Source organism: Rossellomorea sp. GQ25, from assembly GCF_059758515.1.
In genome coordinates this window covers 76,347-94,187 of record NZ_JCAXEQ010000003.1, presented here as the reverse complement: position 1 = coordinate 94,187, position 17,841 = coordinate 76,347, and the positions used below count along the sequence as shown (strand labels likewise).

At 40.9% G+C, this 17,841-nt stretch carries 10 protein-coding genes; 3 read left to right on the top strand and 7 right to left on the bottom strand.

Annotated elements, in window-relative coordinates; translation table 11 throughout:
* Positions 1-120 precede the first annotated feature (120 nt).
* Positions 121-1,209 carry a glycosyltransferase gene (locus tag AC6CIB_RS11300; RefSeq protein WP_498280729.1) on the bottom strand — a complete coding sequence of 363 codons (1,089 nt, stop codon included), beginning with the start codon at positions 1,207-1,209 and terminating at the stop codon, positions 121-123.
* Positions 1,210-1,471: 262 nt separating this feature from the next.
* On the opposite strand from AC6CIB_RS11300, the gene AC6CIB_RS11295 reads away from it, so the two are divergent.
* Together AC6CIB_RS11295 and AC6CIB_RS11290 are read left to right on the top strand one after the other, a co-directional pair.
* On the top strand, positions 1,472-2,905 hold the full coding sequence (locus AC6CIB_RS11295; protein ID WP_498280727.1) for a lipopolysaccharide biosynthesis protein: 1,434 nt from the start codon (positions 1,472-1,474) through the stop codon (positions 2,903-2,905).
* A 17-nt stretch (positions 2,906-2,922) separates the two neighbouring features.
* Positions 2,923-3,093, top strand: a complete 171-nt coding sequence (locus tag AC6CIB_RS11290; protein ID WP_498280725.1) for a hypothetical protein — start codon at positions 2,923-2,925, stop codon at positions 3,091-3,093.
* A gap of 574 nt (positions 3,094-3,667) precedes the next feature.
* Here the strand turns inward: AC6CIB_RS11290 and AC6CIB_RS11285 are convergent.
* From AC6CIB_RS11285 to AC6CIB_RS11260, 6 genes are all read right to left on the bottom strand, one after another.
* Positions 3,668-4,750 carry an LCP family protein gene (locus tag AC6CIB_RS11285; RefSeq protein WP_498280723.1) on the bottom strand — a complete coding sequence of 361 codons (1,083 nt, stop codon included), beginning with the start codon at positions 4,748-4,750 and terminating at the stop codon, positions 3,668-3,670.
* Between the two features lie 164 nt (positions 4,751-4,914).
* The gene (locus tag AC6CIB_RS11280; RefSeq protein ID WP_498280721.1) at positions 4,915-6,750 is read right to left on the bottom strand and encodes a cell wall-binding repeat-containing protein; all 1,836 of its coding nucleotides are present in this window, start codon (positions 6,748-6,750) and stop codon (positions 4,915-4,917) included.
* A gap of 103 nt (positions 6,751-6,853) precedes the next feature.
* Positions 6,854-8,908 (bottom strand): cell wall-binding repeat-containing protein, encoded by a 2,055-nt coding sequence (locus AC6CIB_RS11275; protein WP_498280719.1) that lies wholly within the window; start codon positions 8,906-8,908, stop codon positions 6,854-6,856.
* 178 nt (positions 8,909-9,086) lie between these two features.
* Entirely contained in the window at positions 9,087-13,310 is a 4,224-nt protein-coding gene (locus tag AC6CIB_RS11270) for a cell wall-binding repeat-containing protein (RefSeq protein WP_498280717.1), read from the bottom strand.
* A gap of 281 nt (positions 13,311-13,591) precedes the next feature.
* The gene (locus tag AC6CIB_RS11265) at positions 13,592-14,908 is read right to left on the bottom strand and encodes a cell wall-binding repeat-containing protein (protein ID WP_498280715.1); all 1,317 of its coding nucleotides are present in this window, start codon (positions 14,906-14,908) and stop codon (positions 13,592-13,594) included.
* Positions 14,909-15,080: 172 nt separating this feature from the next.
* Positions 15,081-16,028, bottom strand: a complete 948-nt coding sequence (locus AC6CIB_RS11260) for an NAD-dependent epimerase/dehydratase family protein (protein WP_498280713.1) — start codon at positions 16,026-16,028, stop codon at positions 15,081-15,083.
* 334 nt (positions 16,029-16,362) lie between these two features.
* On the opposite strand from AC6CIB_RS11260, the gene AC6CIB_RS11255 reads away from it, so the two are divergent.
* Entirely contained in the window at positions 16,363-17,748 is a 1,386-nt protein-coding gene (locus tag AC6CIB_RS11255; protein WP_498280711.1) for a cell wall-binding repeat-containing protein, read from the top strand.
* The last annotated feature ends 93 nt before the right edge of the window (positions 17,749-17,841 follow it).

Here is a 17,841-nt window from a genome sequence, read left to right as displayed (position 1 = left end):
CGTAAAATTCTACATAAACGTAAAAAAGGCACTCATTTTTCCTTTATTAGGATTTTGAGTGCCTTAGATATTTATGAGTTCGAAAAAACATAAATTACGTAAATAGAGATGTTTAACTCTCTACTTTACTATTTCATTATAAAGATCTATCATTCTCTTAGAATTCTCTTCCCAATCGTAATGGTTGATAACGTGCTCCCTGCCGTTTCTCCCTAACTTCTCTCGTTCTGAGGAATCCTTATAGAGATATAGCAGTTTTTCGGCTAGCGCTGCCGGATCCTTAGATGGAATCAAATAGCCTGTTTCCCCGTCCAGCACGACTTCCGGCAGACCTCCGACATTGGTTGCCACAACCGGTACGCCACAAGCCTGGGCCTCAACAGCTGAAACTCCGAAGCTTTCAATCAAGGAAGAAATGACAAATATATGAAGAGACGAGATGAAATCAGGAACATCCTCATGAGCGATTCTTCCTAAAAACTCTACATTCTCACTAATGCCAAGGTCTTCTGTCAGTTTCATATATTTCGCAAGATAAGGTCCGTCCCCAGCCAATTGCAAGCGAACATACTGGCGCTCCGAGCCCAGTATGTTAAGAAAAAGCTTAAAACCTTTCAGCAAATATTCTATTCCATACTTTGGCTCCATCCCTTTAGCAATTCCGATTCTAAATTGACCTTCGATCTTTTTCGCGGGGTTTGGTTTGAATTGTGTAGTATCCACACCAAAGGGGGTAATGGCCAATGGCTTGTTTGCATCTATATATTTCTTTGTTTCCTGTTCTAATGCAGGACTTGTTGAACAAATGTAGTCCGCTTTTCTCAAGGCGTACTGAAGGATTATGCGATTCATCACATTCCGTTTAGGGAAATCATAGATGTCCGATCCCCATACCGATAGGATGTATGGACTGAATCCGGTTAACGCTCCTATTAATCCGTAGCTCGAGGCATAATGGGAATGGATTAAATCAGGCTTATAGTTTCGAATGATTTTCTTCAACCTGGAAACCGTAAATAAATATGAAATCTTGTGATTCAATTTCAGATTTAAATAGACTCTGCTTACATTCCCCCAAGGGATGTGTTCAGTAGAGTCTTTGTGGTTCTCTAAGCTAATATTCATGACCTCGATACCAATCGAATTATAGTAATCAAGCCATTTCTTGGTATGTACATTATTCGCTGGTGCTAATAATAAAACTTTCATAACTCGGGTACCACACTCTCTTTTTTACTACTGACTTGCTGCATTGATCTAAAAAAGCTGTTATTAGAAGGAAGACCTAAGCTCTTAATGTGCTTGTTAAAACAGTCTGACAAAAGAAATATATTCAACAATATCGATTGTGATATAATATACTAATTGATTTGATACTTCTTATCATAATATAAAAAGCGATTAAATTGAATTTATTTGTAAAAACTATATAAATTTTGTTAATAAAACGGATCAACAGAGAGGTATTTCCATGTTTAAACATACGTTTATCTATTTTCTATCTAAAGGTGTGCCAGGGATTATCAACTTTGTCGCGATTGCCTTGTATACACGCCTCATTTCACCTGGCGAGTATGGAGAATACTCCCTTGTCATTGCAGCGGTGACCTTTGTTAATACAACGTTCTTTCATTGGTTACGGTTAGGGCTGCTTCGATACAACCCTAAATACGAAGGCAATCAGAAAGCCATGTTCATCAGCTCGATCACGGCAACTTTTATATCCATGACGATCTTGACAGTATTCTTGGGTACAGGAGCTTTCATTGCCTATACTCCATTGCACTCGATGGCGATGCTTTGGTTCTTAGGAATTGGACTGCTCATGATGCAAAGTCTGTTCGATTTGTTCACTGAATACTTGCGCTCGGAGCTTTCATCTAAATTATTTGGAGTAGTGACAGCATTAAAAGTGGTACTATCCCTTATTATTGCTGTGGTGCTGATTAAGTTCTTTGGATTTGGAGCAGAAGGAATTATTCTTGGACTGATCATTGGAATCTTCTTATCGATCGTCTTCTTTATTCCAAAGTATCTGCACTTGATCAACATTAAGTTGATCGATCGTGACATGATTAAAGAAGTCGTGAAATATTCCATTCCATTCATTGCTGCCCTTTCAATGGAAGCAATCATCCTGAATACAGACCGGTACTTGATTGGCTGGTTAATGGACAAGGCATCTGTCGGTATCTATGCCGTTTCATACGACCTGGCCAAACAAATCCTGTTCTTACTGATGATGATCATCAACCTGGCCGCTTACCCACTTGTGGTCAAAGCGCTTGAAACAGGCGGGATCAAAGAATGTCAGAAACAATTAAATGAAAATACGTCCCTGTTATTACTAGTATCGGTCCCGGCGACCACAGGAATGATTCTGTTGAGCGACTCTTTTACCGGGATCTTCCTGGGGGAATCCTATCAAGGGAAAGCAGCAACGATCTTTTCACTGATTGCCTTTGCGATCTTTATCCAAGGTTTTAAAATGTACTATTTTGATCTTGCCTTCCAGCTCGGGAAAAATACGAAGCTTCAGATCTGGCCAGTGCTGGCCGCAGCTGTATTGAATGTAGTCCTGAACTTACTCTTCATACCAGAGTACGGAATATTCGGCTCAGCATACGCGACCATCATTTCCTACGTAGTATCGGTTCTGTTGAGTGCCTTAATTGGAAAGAAGATTTTCCCGCTTACCTTCCCGTTTAAAGAAGTCGGAAAGATCTTTATCGCAACTGGTGTAATGGCGCTTCTAGTTTGGCCGGCACTTGCCATTGATGGCATCTTCGGATTTATCTTACAAATTGCAGTTGGGATTGCAGCCTATGCGGCTGTAGTATTCGCTCTGAATATTAATGGAATACGCCAACTTGTTATGCGCAGATTGAAGAAATCTCCTCAGTGATTGAGGGGATTTTTTGTTTGGTATTTGAGTATGGATTAGTGTTTATTTTGCTAATTTTCTTTTTTGAGCTGGGGATGTGCTGTTTGATTGGCTTGTTGGCCGATTCGGGGCTTGAATATGGGAGAGGGAATGGTCGTCGCGGGATAATTGAGCCGATTTTGGATGGAATTGATCCCCATTTACGATAATTAATCCGGTTTTGGCTTTTTTAATCCGGAATATGATTATTTGATCCGAATTTCAATTAATTAATCCTCCGTGTCGAATTTTCTTTAAGTATGTTCATAATATATCCATCCGCCTCAAGCTCCCTCCCACGCCAACAGGCAGATAACCAGTAGCTGAAAAACCGTAACTTTGGCTCTTCGGGTTCTTCTGTAGATGGGTAAGTGTTTGATGTCATTCTTTCACTTATGGAAGGATTTTTGCTTTAGATTGTCCCTTTTTAGCAGGGAATGTGGTCTTCGACTAGCTTGAAGGCCGATTGGAGTGATGAATCCATGACTTGAAATGCCCCTCGCGCGATCATTGATCCGGTTTTGGATGGAATGAATCCCCATTTACAATAATTAATCCGGTTTTGGCTTTTTTAATCCGGAATATGATTATTTGATCCGAATTTCAATTAATTAATCCTCCGTGTCGAATTTTCCTTACCAATACCCGCATTATGCTAATCATATTTAAGGTCGACATCTCCTTCCACACGTACAAAAAAACCCACGGAGCATCACTTCACTCCATGGGTTCAATCTATAATCTCTATTCCTCATAACTACTTGAATCTTCTATTTCAGTCGATTCCTCGTAGCTTCCAGTATCCTCCACACCAGTCGAATCCTCAACCACGGCATCGTCACTCAACGCTTCTTCCTCAACATACTCTGCATACGACTTAGGTTCTTCACCATTCAGAAAGTCTTTTAACGCTTCCGTATTCGCATCCAGGTCTACGTCTAATACGGCACCGGCGCCTTCATATCGAGCATTTTCAAACGAATTGTCGATTGGTAATCTCATTGTTTCGATGTTATCAACCGGATTCAGGACAAATTCTTTTGCAAGACTGATACGGTCCATCGAGCCGATATTCGTTTCGATATATGGTGAGACTGTACCCATCAGTTTAGGGATTTTGGATACTCCGTTTAATGACAGCATTTCGTCTTTCAAGGCATTGATGACTTCCTGCTGGCGCTTAACACGGCCGAAGTCTCCTTCCGCGTCATGGCGGAAACGGGCATAGCCTAATAATTCCTTGCCGTTCAATTTTTGCAAGCCAGGTTCCAGTGTCACATTAATATTAGTGGACATTTCTTTTTCTACATTCATTTCAATTCCATCTGGCGCCAGTGCATCTACAACCTTCTGAAATCCTTTAAAGTCCATTAACGCATAATATTGTACATCTATATCGAAGTTCTCTTTTAATGTTTGACGAAGGAGTTCAGGCCCCCCGAGGAAATAGGAAGTATTCAATTTATACTTTCCGTATTCCGGAACATCTACATACATATCTCTCATTAATGAAACCAATCTGGCCTCGCCTTTTTCAGGATCGTATTGAGCAATCATGATTGTATCTGTACGGGATTTTTCTTCGCCCCTTGTATCTGATCCGAGCAGTAATATATTTATTTTTCCATGCTCATCTTTTTTACCATTAAATTCAGGAAGTTCTTCAGTGGCTGCTTTCGGCTTACCTGCATGCATAATTCCACTCTGATACTGATACAGAAAATAAGCTGTTACAATACTTGCTCCAAAAAAAGATAAAACGAGAAAGATCCGAAAGAATCTCTTTCTTCTTCTCATCCGCTGTCTATAGTCATTGCGAGTCTTCATATATGTTTTTCACCTTTCAAATCGAAGATCAATACGAAAAATAATTTTATCATGAAATAGTTTAAAAAAATAGAATCTTACATAAATGTAATCTCTGTTTAATAATCCTATCAAAAAAGACTCTACCGATGATCGATAGAGTCTTAATATTAATATCTACTATATTAATAATACAGCTTTTTGTATAAATCTCCAAGCTCGTCTTCTACATTCATTGCACTAGGTCCTCCGAGCAGGAAGAACTCTTTATATTTCTTGGTTGCGATAAAGTTATTGACGCTTGTTGGCAGGTGTTCCGGATTAGATAGAAGTAGTGGTGTCTTTTGCTTTGCAGCCAATACAGATCCCGATAACGCATCCGGATAGTTTTTACCGCTCGCGAGAAGAGCTTTCTCATCAGGGTTAGCCAGTGGCAGCTTCTTCGCAATTTCAAGAGAAGTTTCATATCGGTCCACTCCGCTTACTCTCTGCTCGGCTTTCACCTTTTTCATAACGCTATCACTGATGACACCTGCTCCACCGACAACGATCGTACTATCCACTCCAGTAAGGGCTTTACTCGTATAGGAAGAAATAGCATCCTTCGCTGTTAAAAGGATCGGGTACCCTTTTACAGAAGCATACGGTGCCACAGAAAGAGCATCCGGGAAGTTTTTGCCTGACGCAATGATGGCTTTAACAGGATTGGGATTCACTTGCTCTGATATAAGCTGGGCTGTTTCGTAGCGATCGATACCACCGATTCGGTCAACTTTCAATCCCATTCCTTCAAGAGCATCCTTGACTCCATTGCTGACCGCCCCTTCTCCACCTAAAACGATGATGTTAGAAGCTTTCAATCGTTTGATTTCATTTTTCGTTGATTCAGTCAGTTTATTTTTGTCCGTTAATAGAAGTGGTGCATCCTTCTTATAAGCAAGGGGACCACCCGTTAGCGCATCGGGGAAGTTATATCCCTGGGCCAGCACGACCGTATCAGCTTGATTCCAGCCAGCCTGGGATATGTCAACGGCTGTCTTGATTCGATCGGTTCCAGATAGCCGCTCACCGATTTTATTTAGCTCGCTTGAAGCAACGTATGCCTCTTGTTTGTTGTCTTCACGTTCAACGTTGTACCAGACGAAGTGATTCGGATTCTTGGATTGATCGTATGTAAATCCTTGGAGAATCTCAAGAACTTCCGTTTCACCGCTAGGTAGTTTAAGCGAAATCTCTTTGGACTCAGACGTTGGTCGTTCTCTAAAACGGGATCCATCCGCAGAAATCACTAAATCCCCTGGTTGATATGAATGTTTAGTCGTATGGGCGAGTCCCTCTACTTCATACTTTTTCTTGTTGAATAATAAATAATAGTTTGGCTCGCCTGTGTAGGTGAAATCCTCTTTAGCAAAAGAAAGTTCGACTCTATCATTCTTGAAGATGCCTGGGTTTCCACTTGAAAGCTCCGCATATACCCGTTCTTGATAGCTTCCGAAGTTTCTTTCACCAGTCGCCATTTTGATTGGACTATTTTCTTGCGCCTGTCCGTTGTAAGCTAAAAGGGCAAAATACCAGTTCTCGATGATGTCACGCTCATTATCTCCAATGGTAGGGATGCTTGTAGAACGATTCCAGTTTGATAGACCCTTTTCACCAAGCTCCCATTTTCCATTTAAAATCTTAATTCCTGCTTCAATATTGAATCCGATATCATTCTTTAAACGCTCGACATCATAGCCGGCTGTATCGGTCACCTGCATAATTCCAATCCCGCCATCATCCGAAATATTCGGTTCTCCATCTGCCGTGAATTGCTTCCAACCACTCTCTTCAGCAGCTACAGCCTTCACAATCTCGGCGGGAACATCATATTTCATCGCTGCTTCTGTCAACAGTTTATTGATTTCATATTTAGACGGATTTTCATATCCCGCTGCCTTCGAAGTAATTGGACTCGCCAGTGTCGCGCTAAGTGCCACAGCTGCTATCCCTGATACAAGTTTCTTCATTTTAGAATTCATTGCGTTCCCCTTTTTAAATGTTATTTTATTCCATCTTAACATAGTATCTAGTAAACTTTAACCCTTCTATACCAAAAAAAGATAGAGAGGCAATCTCTCTATCTTACTTATTCATCATATACTGATCGATTTCCCATGCTTTCTCAACCGATAAAGCTCCTGGTCCACCCAGAATATGATAATTGTTCCGTTTGGTTAACAAACTGATTGTTTTCTTCAGGTTCAGGTTATCGTTTCTATCAACCAGAACGACCGGGCTGTCTTTTCTTGCAGCCAGCGGGCTTATGCTAAGGGCATCGGGGAATTTCCCTCCTGTGGCAAAATAAACTGAATCTGAATCTTCCAAAGCAAAGGTCTGATGAACCTTATAATTGGTTTCATAACGATCCAAGCCATATATTCGGAAATGTCCCGGCAGATTATCTACTACTTTATTAGAAAGAATACCTTGACCACCGATGACATACGTCTTGGAAATTTCATTCTCTTTCATATAGGTACGAACCGATTGTGGAACACTCTCTTTTTGAACAAAGAGTACAGGATATTGCATACTGCCACTGTAGGAAGCAATCGAGAGAGCATCAGGATAGTTTTGACCAGAAACGACAAAGGCCTTGTTGGTTGTGTAGGGAATCACGTTATTGATCGCTACGGCCGTTTCATAACGGTCCATGCCATATATTCGATTGGTCTCGATTGATAGATTCTTAATCTCATTTTCTACTTCATGAGAGATTGCATTTTCTCCTCCGATCATTAAGACATGAGAAGGATTCAATCTCTTCAGTTCTTCCTTAAGGGATTCACTCAATCGATTGTTCTTTACTAATAGAATCGGGCTGTCTAAATGCGATCCCAGTGGAGAAGCAGCTAAACTATCCGGGAATGAATCACCGCTAGCTAAGATAACAAACGATCCATTCAATTTGTTGTGACCGATCGTCAACTCTTGTTCCTCTAGTGAGGGCCAGCCATTTCGAGATATTTCTACAGCCGTTTCCACAGAAGTCAGTCCGTAGAGACGATTTTTCGTTTGGACATAGCTTAACGCTTCTTCAGCATTGATCAACCCTGTCCCCAGCAAATCGACTTCTGGTAATGGGGTGGTTGAGTTTTCAAGAACATCTTTCACCTGCAATCCTTTTAAAAAGGGGTACTGCTGTTTGACCATGGACGAAACCGAACTTGCAATGGCTGTTGACATACTGGTACCATCCAACTTTTCATAGCCACCCATCCATGTACTGAAAATGTTCGTTCCCGGGGCAGATACATCTACTGCCTTCCCATAGTTTGAGAACGTTGATTTTGTTAATGTAGTAGAGTCCACACTGCCTATAGCCAGAACATTCGAGTAGGTTGCCGGGTAAAGAACAGCGTGCTCGTCATCGTTTCCTGCCGCACCTACTACCAGAGCTCCTTTGTCCACAGCGTAATCAATAGCATCCTCCAGCGCTTTCATATTGCTATAGCTGCCAAGACTCAAATTGATGATATCCGCTCCGTTGTCTGCTGCATAACGAATGCCTTGAATAACCGTGGACATATAGGTGGTCTTACCTTCAAACACTTTGACGGGCATGAGTTTTACCTTTTCAGCCGCAGAAGCAATACCCATTTTGTTATTGGTCACAGCTCCTACCAGACCTGCTACATGGGTGCCATGTCCTGACCTATCGACGGGAGGCTCCCCTTCATTAATGAAGTTCTTTCCTTCTATTAATCTACTGCGAAGCTCGGGATGTTTCAGATCAATACCTGAATCGACTATCGCAACGGTAACTTCTTCAATGGGATTGTAGTTTTCCCACGCTTCCAATACCTTCATTACCTCAAAGTCCCGGGATTGATTATTAAAATATGGATCATTGGGTGGAGCAGCCTGTGTGTAAACGAGCTGATCGACCTCTGCATATTCTATGTTTTCATCATTATTTAGTTTAGATAGAGTATCAGGAACGTCTTTTGAAGGTACTGACACGACCTCAAATTTCTCTTCACCTTTGTCTGAAGACTGTGTAGATACTTCACCATTTTGATCCTTGTGAACCACCAATAGTTGAACCTTCTTCTCATCACCCGCTTGCGCAATTCCGTTTGGAAGCAGGATACAACCTAATAATATGATTATAGAAGCGATTACTCTCATTTTCATCAAGCCACTCCTCTCTCAGTTGAATGTCATTTACATCATCTGTAAAAAGTATATAAGATGATGGAAGACCTGTCCATGAATTCAAGGAACTTTCAGAATGATAGGCTAAAAGCCCCTGATATTCCACAAAAAAAGCCACCCGCTATAAATAGCAGGTGACCCTATTAACCTTATTCTATTAGTTTGATACTTTTTCTTGAAGGTCTTCTCTTGCGCTTTCACCAACTGCACCTTTACCACCAAGTACAGTGACAGAAGAGATTTTGTTCTGGTACAGATACTTCGTTAAGAAAGCATCTACTTCTTTCGGTAATCCATTAGGATCTGTCAGTAATAGTAAGCCTGCGTTATCTGTTACAAGTGGAGCAGCAGATAATGCATCCGGGAAGTTCTTACCGCTGGCAACATATAACTTATCTGTGTTAGTCGCGAACTCTCCAAGGATTGCTGCCAGTGTACCATAACGGTTCACACCAGAAAGTACTTTAACATCGACAGCTACTTTTTTAGCTTGAGCTACTACATTTTCAGGAACAGCTGACTTACCACCAAGCACATAGACTTTCTGGTCTTCAAGAATGGCTTTCGCTTCAGCAGATAAATCTTTTCCATCTGTTAAAACGATTGGCATATCATTGGCACCAGCAATTGCCGCAGCACTTAGTGCATCTGCAAAGTTCTTACCAGTTGCAACGAATACACCGTTTCCTTTGAATCCAAGCTCTTGAAGCTTCGAAACGATGGCAAGGTTTGTACCGTAACGGTTTAGCATTCCATCTGTTTCTAAGCGTTCGATATCAGAAGAATCGATCGAAATGCTGTTTAATTGTGCGAATACATCGGCAGAAACGACACCTTCTCCACCAAGGATATATACATTTTCAGCACCAAGACGTTCGATTTCATCTAAAACTTCCTTAGAAAGCTTCCCATTGCTGCCTACAGGTAAGATTGGAGCATCGATTGCGGATGCTAATGGACCTGCAGATAATGAATCCGGGAAGTTGTATCCAGTTGAAAGGATAACAGTTTTGTACTTATGGTCATCGGCAAAGCCATCTTTATGAAGCTTTTTGGAAACTTCGATCGCTGTTCCGACACGGTCTTGACCGGAAACCTCAGTGATGATGTCACCGTCTACCTTGATTGGAAGAAGTGATAATACTTCATCTGTTTTCGCATCAAGTAAATATACTGCTCCGATTGAGCTAACTGACTCGGATGGAGTTGTAATGTTTACATCCGTCGTTAATGATTTTCCTACTTTAAGATGTTGTGAAGCTTTAACATCTACTTCACCTTCACCTTTTTCTCCAGGAGACAGTACACCGAACTCATTGATTGATAGATCAAGAGTCGTGGTTGGATCCATTGTTGCGTATCCTTCAATGGCAATTGTGTACGTATCATCCGGTAATGAAGTCAAGGAAACTTTTTCGTCAGATGTAGCACCCGCAGAATATGCTACTTGATTTCCTTTAGAATCAAAGATATATAAATCTACATCATCAGTAGCATGTGATGGATTAGAAGTTTGAACTTCTAATGATACATTGTTCTTCACTTTGATATCTTGATAGTAGAATTCATTGTTACCAGGTACTTCTACCTTTTCAGAAGAAATCTTAGGCGTACTGAACGGTGCACCAACAACCTTCACATCTCTTGCTTCAGATAAGTAGTTTGAGAATGTAACAGACTTGGTCATTTCAGTTTCAGCTGCAACGTTACCTAAATCAATTTCACCCGGTTCAGCAACGACATCCTGAACAACAGCCTCTAATTGATATTTATTTACTTCCTTACCTGCTTCAGGCCCAGAAGTTCCATATACATGTACTTCCCATACTCCTGGTTTAGGAGACTTGAATACATGATCTTCAACACCTAATCCACCGGCACCGTAACCTGCATACCCTTGGAATTCGCTTACTTCCACTCCGTCAGGATTAAATACGATCGCACGTACCCGGCCTTTATAATCATCATTTTCACTGATTGCATTTAAAGAGAAACGAACTTCACTAACGCCAGGCTTCACTTCGAATGTGTATCCTTTCGTTTGGGAAGATTGAACCTCTCCTTCTTCACGGAAACGGAAACGGTTATCCTGGTTGAATTCATGTCCGGTAATAATCGTTTGTGCTGATCTCGCTTCTACGTAAGGAGTTGATGCATCATCAAATACTAACGTTTCAGCATTTACGCCTGTCTCTAGTTTCGACGAATCGTACTCAACGGTAATCACTTTGCTTTCTCCAGCTTTAAGATTTACTTTCGAAGCAGATGGCTTAATCCAATCGCCCGTTGGAGATACATCCAGGCTCTTATCTTCATCAGTCTTGTTCTCTACTAATACATCAACTGTTTCAGGAATTTCTTTATTTCTTACATATAGACCCGGACCGCCGGACACTTTCTCTCCATGATATACGGTTACGTCTACATCTTTAATGTCTGTGATGAAGTTTTTGCGCAGGTACTCATAAGCGGCCGGAACATCAATCAATCCGCCACCTTCTTGAGCCCGGTTGTATCCATCTAAATGATTAGCCGTTTCAATCAACGCTTCACGGGCAATTTCATAATTAAATGGAATACGATCTTTCTCAGCTGCAGATTTAAGTAACGCTACAGCACCAGCTACATATGGTGAAGACATACTTGTCCCCTGCATCACAACGTACGGTCCATTTTGTACCGGATGAGCAGCATAAGCAGATCCAGGTCCAACGATATCAGGCTTTTGATTCCCTGCTTCGTTAGGTCCTACAGAAGAGAAGTACCATAATCCTTGTCCTTCTTTCGGAGTGCCGTCTGCGTTTTTACCATATGGATAAGAATTGTATTCTTTTGCCCACATGTCAGCCGTGATATGTGCACCAACAGAAATGATTGGCGCTACGTCACCAGGTGATCCAACTGTGTCTGCACCAGGACCCGCATTACCAGCAGATGTAACGAATACGATATCTGTATCTTCACTTAAGACCGTCATTAATTCTCCATAGGATCCTAGACCATCATTTAAATCCGGGGAAGAACCTAAGCTTAAGTTTGCAACATCGACGTCAAACCCGCCTTCGGATTCAGGAAGCGCAGCATCAACCATAGCCTTTTGGATACTGAATGTAGGTGCTCCGCCAGCTGCTTTGAACACACGCATACCGACAAGCTCTGCTCCAGGGGCAACCCCTTCACCAGCAACGGCTCCGAATGCATTTGCTTTTGCCGGGCCATTTGCTGCAGAGATACCTGAAACGTGAGAACCGTGCCCGTTGAAGTCAGTGAACAGATTGATTTTCTTCAGACCTGCACCGAACCAGTTCAATTCCATATCATTGACACGGAAGTTCGCTCCAAGATTTTCATCTTCTACATTCACATCGAATGTACCTGTATCGTTATTGGCATATGCCGTTTCGTCGGTGAAGTCATTATCCATATCTGTATCGATATAGACTTTGTCCCCTACCAATAAAACAGAGAAGTTATCTGAATTCCCATTTTTCCCATCTGCATTTAAATCCTGGTTCGTCCAGTTGGAATTGCCTTGTGGATAAGGATTTGTTTCAAATGCCGTTTTCCCGAAGTGAAATTTATCATCGGAAGCGTCAAGTCCTGCTGTATTATATGTAGTTTCCCCTACTGAAATGGAGTCACCTTCAGCATGTCCTTTATCGAATAGCACGTCTCCCTCAGAAAGGTAATTGATACCGTCACCTAAGTATTTTTTATAGCGCTCTTCAATGCCATAAGCAAGTTGACGATTCGAAATGGTATAGTCTCTTACTGCAACAATTTTAGAATCCCCATATTTACGCGTTCCTTCTTCAAGACCCTCTGTAAAGGATTCATGACCTGGATCGGGTCCTGAGTCAATGATTCCGATACGTGTACCACTACCATCAAACTTATCGTGGAAATCATCCACTCCCGTCGGAGCATGAGTTTCTGCCTGATTAGGTTTTACAACCGCATCCTCATCCACTTTATTTTGGTCCTTCACTTCCAACTCGGGGTCATTCACTTCCCCTAATTGGATTTCAGTGTTTTTGCCTACTGTGCGGACACTCTTAAGATCCAAAACCTCCATCACTTTGCGTGTAGGTACATCCGCTAAGTAAACATAGTTCTTATAATTCTGTTTCACCTTAACGCCAAGCTTCTCTAATTGACCAGTCGCATCTACTTTACCGTTACCTACGATCACAAGCTCTTGAACAGCTTGATCACTCATAGACAGTGCTACAACCTCTGAGAAATTCGAAACCTTGAATTTTTTCGTTTCCTGTAAAGCAGCTTCTGCTTTATCAGGATTGAAGGCTGTTACCCCAGCGAACGAGGAAGCTACTAAAGTAGCACTTGCCATTACCGAAAATACCTTTTTCTTAAGCGTCAATCCCTTTTCCCCCTTGATAGATTAATAGTAGTGGTCCGAAATACTCCGTATCTTCCAAAATAATATAATTATGGAAAAATTCGAACTCTATTTTCCATTTTAATCTCAGTTAGTTCTTTAGTCAACAAAAGGAGACATTATTTTCAGAAAAAATAATATATTTTTACTATTGTCTTTTCTGGTTCGTTAAATTATTTATAAGAAAAGGTTTAAGGACTATTGAATCGGGTAAATAGAAAAAAACTGATTGCCATGTGACAATCAGTTTCTCTATCAATCTATTAATTTACAACCTTTACAGCGCCTAAATAACGGGGTTTCCAATATACATTATTCATACTAGTTACCTCTACTCCACGATCACCAGCATGAATAAACTGGTTATTCCCTATATAGATTCCACCATGTGAAGGGCCTGGCTTGTACGTTTCAAACATGACGATATCCCCAACTTCAGTAGAACTTGACCGGCTTCCAAAATTCCAGATGTCTGATGTCGTTCTAGGCAGATCAATATCATATTTGTCATATACATAGTTTAAATAACCACTGCAATCAAAACCACTTGGAGTCGTTCCACCCCATTTATAAGGTGTTCCTATATACTGTTTCGCCGTCTTGATTAAACCATCTGTATCAAAACCAAATAGACTTTGGGCTTTCTCAGAAATCACGGACGTTCCACCAATAATCGTAAACTGATTAATACCCAATTTATCAACTGTCGATTTGACGGAAGTTGGGACATTATTCGATTGAATCAGCATAACCGGTGAGCCTTTTTTGGCTGCAAGGACAGATCCTGTCAACGCATCTGCATAGCTCTCGCCTGTTGCAATGACTGTACTATTTGAAGCTGAGTAATATTTCTCGGCGACTTTTGTTGCCGTATCATATCGATCTTTTCCGGAAATACGGGTGGCTCTTGGCAATTGCTTCTTAACGCCGTCACTAACCACACCTGTACCTCCTACAAGAATAGAAGAACTATATTTACTTAACGCTTTTTTTGTCTCTTCAGGGACATGGTTTTTTTCTGTTAAAAGAATCGGCATTGACTTACTGGCAGCAACAGGTGCAATGGCAAGACTGTCCGGGAAGTCCCTGCCATATGTGACAATGGCTTGTGATCCTCCTACTAATGCAGCAATTTTCGCCGCTGTTTCGTACCTGTTTTCCCCTGCCACTCTTGTACTGGTAATACCTAAACTCTTAAGCTGAGTTTCGACAGAAGATGAAATAACGGAACTTCCACCTAATATGTATGCTTTATTTGGCTTTAATCGTTCTAACTCTTTTTTCACACTATAGGGAACACTATCTTTGGTTACTAGTAGGATTGGAGCATTATACTTATCGGCTAACGGCGCACCTGCTAACGCATCCGGAAAATTATTTCCCACTGCAATGACGACGGTTTTTGCACCACTGCCCCACCCTTGCCTGGAAACTTTAACTGCCGTTTCATACCGGTCGACACCACTTACTCGATCTATCTGTGTACCTGCAGCTGATGCAGGGTTCTGGAAAAATAATAGAAACATGAAGCTTACTACCGTGACGAAAGTAATAGATACAGGTTTGCGATAATTAGACATTTCTCAATTTCCCTTCTCTATAAATCTACAACAACAATCTTATCATTAAAATTTTCAAAATAATTTTACAGTTATGTAACAAAATTCGTCATATTTACCCCTTTTTTGTAACATCCCTCCTGCAAACGACACAAAAAATGCCCGTTTCCACAACAGAAACGGGCACTTTTCGTTATTCGTTTTCTTTGTTCCAATACTCCAAAAGTCCTTCTCTCATAGAGAACTTTGGATCGAATCCTAAAGATTTAAGCTCAGATATATCAGAGTAGGATTCTTTAATATCTCCTGAACGTTCTTCTAATTGTTTGATTGAAAGCTTTGTATTCGTAATCTCTTCATACATGCCAATCAATTCGTTTAAGCTTGTCGATTCCCCTGTACCAACGTTGAATACCTTACCGATTGCCTCTGAAGATTCTGAAACGAGAAGGTTTGCTTGAACAACATCTTTTACATAGATGAAATCTCTCGTTTGTTTTCCATCACCATAAAGAGTGAAGGATGTTTCTTCATTGTTTACTAACTGTTTAAATTTATCCGTTAAGATCGATACCACACCAGAGTATGGTGACGATGGATTTTGTCTATTTCCAAAGACATTGAAGAAGCGAACGGCTGTTGTTGGAATATCATATAATCGACTAAATGCCAGCACATATTGCTCTGAGGCAAATTTATCGATGGCATATGGCGTCAATGGTCTGATCGTTGATGTCTCTTTCTTAGGAAGTGTTGGCTCGTCTCCGTAAACCGCTGCAGAAGAAGCAAAGATAAATCGCTCCAATCCGCCTTGTTTGCGTGTTTCTTCCAATAAATATAAAGTCGCTTCCAAATTGGTTTGATGTGTATGAAGGGGATCTTCTACTGAAGCCGCAACACTGGCAATCGCACCTAAATGAAAGACTTTCTTGAATTTATGTTGTTGAAATAGCTTTTCAATTGTCTCTTTCGAAGAAATATCTCCTTCTACAACTGTTAACTTAACGTCTTTCGGAAGGTTATCCATTGAACCCATTGAATAATTATCTATCACTACCACTTGTTCGTTTTGGTTTAACAATTCTTCTACAATATGGGAGCCAATAAATCCGGCCCCGCCTGTGACAAGGATCTTGCTCATTTATGTTGTTCCCCTTTCAGTATGGAGAGTTATCCTTTACTTTTTTCACTGATGTAAGTATAGCAAAAATCACATCCGGTTTCTATTCGGTCATTAAAATGTAAAACACCCTTAATTTTTATCCTATTCAGCCTTTCTAAAACCCCTTCCATTCATGTCATAAAAAGGCGAAAAATATTTATTTGAAACTATCTAGTCAAGCGTTCAAAACCCTATTATACTATTCTAGATGTTATGAATTTTTGGTATGGGAGTGCCAAAGACATCAACTCTGTTCCAGAAAGAACAGAGTTCTCTAAAAATAGAAAGAACATGACTATCGGGGGAAAGAAAGATGAAAAAGTGGTTTATTGTTTCAGTTGGTTCAGCTTTACTTGCATCTAGTTTATTTAGCACATCTGTTTTAGCGGAAAGCCCTTCTACAACCGTACAACAAAAGATGGACCTTTTAGCGTACGATCGTGATGGTTTCTTCGTTGAGGAAGAGCCGAATAATACGTTTACTAATTCCAATGAAATTCTTCTTGAGGATGCCGTAAAAGGAACATTTACTAAAGATGATGTGGATATGTATAAGATTCAAGTCGTCAATGAAGATCCATTGATTATATACGGAGGATCATGGGATGAAAACCCTGGGATTCTATTAGATATTACTCTATACGATGAGAACAAGAATGTAATTGAACCAAACGAAATGAGTACAGATGCGACAGAAGGTTTTATGGCCGACTACACTGTTACTTCAGGCACGTATTATATGTCTGTAAAGGATACAAACAATTTAGCAACTGGGGAAGAGTATGTAGTGGTTCCGTCTCAATTCACAATTGATCCTTACGTAGACCGATTATTTGGTGCAGACCGATATGAAACCGCTCTTGAAATTGCTTTACAGGGCTGGGGATACGGGACAGATGAAATGATTTTAGCTACAGGAAGCAACTTCCCTGATGCTTTGGCCGGTGCACCGCTGGCTTACCATAAAGACGCTCCTATTCTATTAACTACGAAGGGTTCTCTTCACCCATCAGTAGAGGAAGCCATTTATGAATTAGGTGTAAATAAGGTGACGATCCTTGGAGGGCCAGGTGTCATTTCGGATAATGTAGTGAAGGAATTAAAGGCATTGGGTGTGTCTGTTACACGTATCAGCGGCAAAGATCGTTACGAAACGGCAGTTGCGATCGCTAAAAAGCTGCCAAACAATGACGTAGCTGTAGTCGTAAGCGGAAAAAATTATCCTGATGCTCTATCCATTGCGTCTATTGCAGCACAAAACGGATATCCTATTCTTTTATCTGATAAAGATAGCATCCCGGCTGCAACGTTGACACAGGCGAAAACATATGTGAAGAATTTTGTCATCGGGGGGACCGGTGTGATCAGTAATACAGTTACTAAGAAGCTAAACGATCCGACTAGGATTGCTGGTATAAATCGCTATGAAACGAATGCAAATATCATTCGCAAGTTTGACGTTCCAACTGACTTCGTCTTTGTTGCGACTGGTACTCAGTTCGCCGATGCGTTAACAGGTTCTGTTCTTGCAGCCAACTGGGGAGAGCCGTTGTTACTGACTACTCCATATGAGTTACATCCTGAAATCAAGGAATTAATGATTGATTCCACATTTGGTGTGACGATCCTTGGTGGAACGAAAGCGATCCAGCCTAAGGTAGAGGAAGACATCTGGTCCATCATTGAAGGTAACGAATAATACTGAACGCGCTCTTTAGAGGAGCGCGTTTTTTATTTTGAATAATATATAGAATTTTCTGTATATTAATGGTAAAATAGTAGCATATCTCAA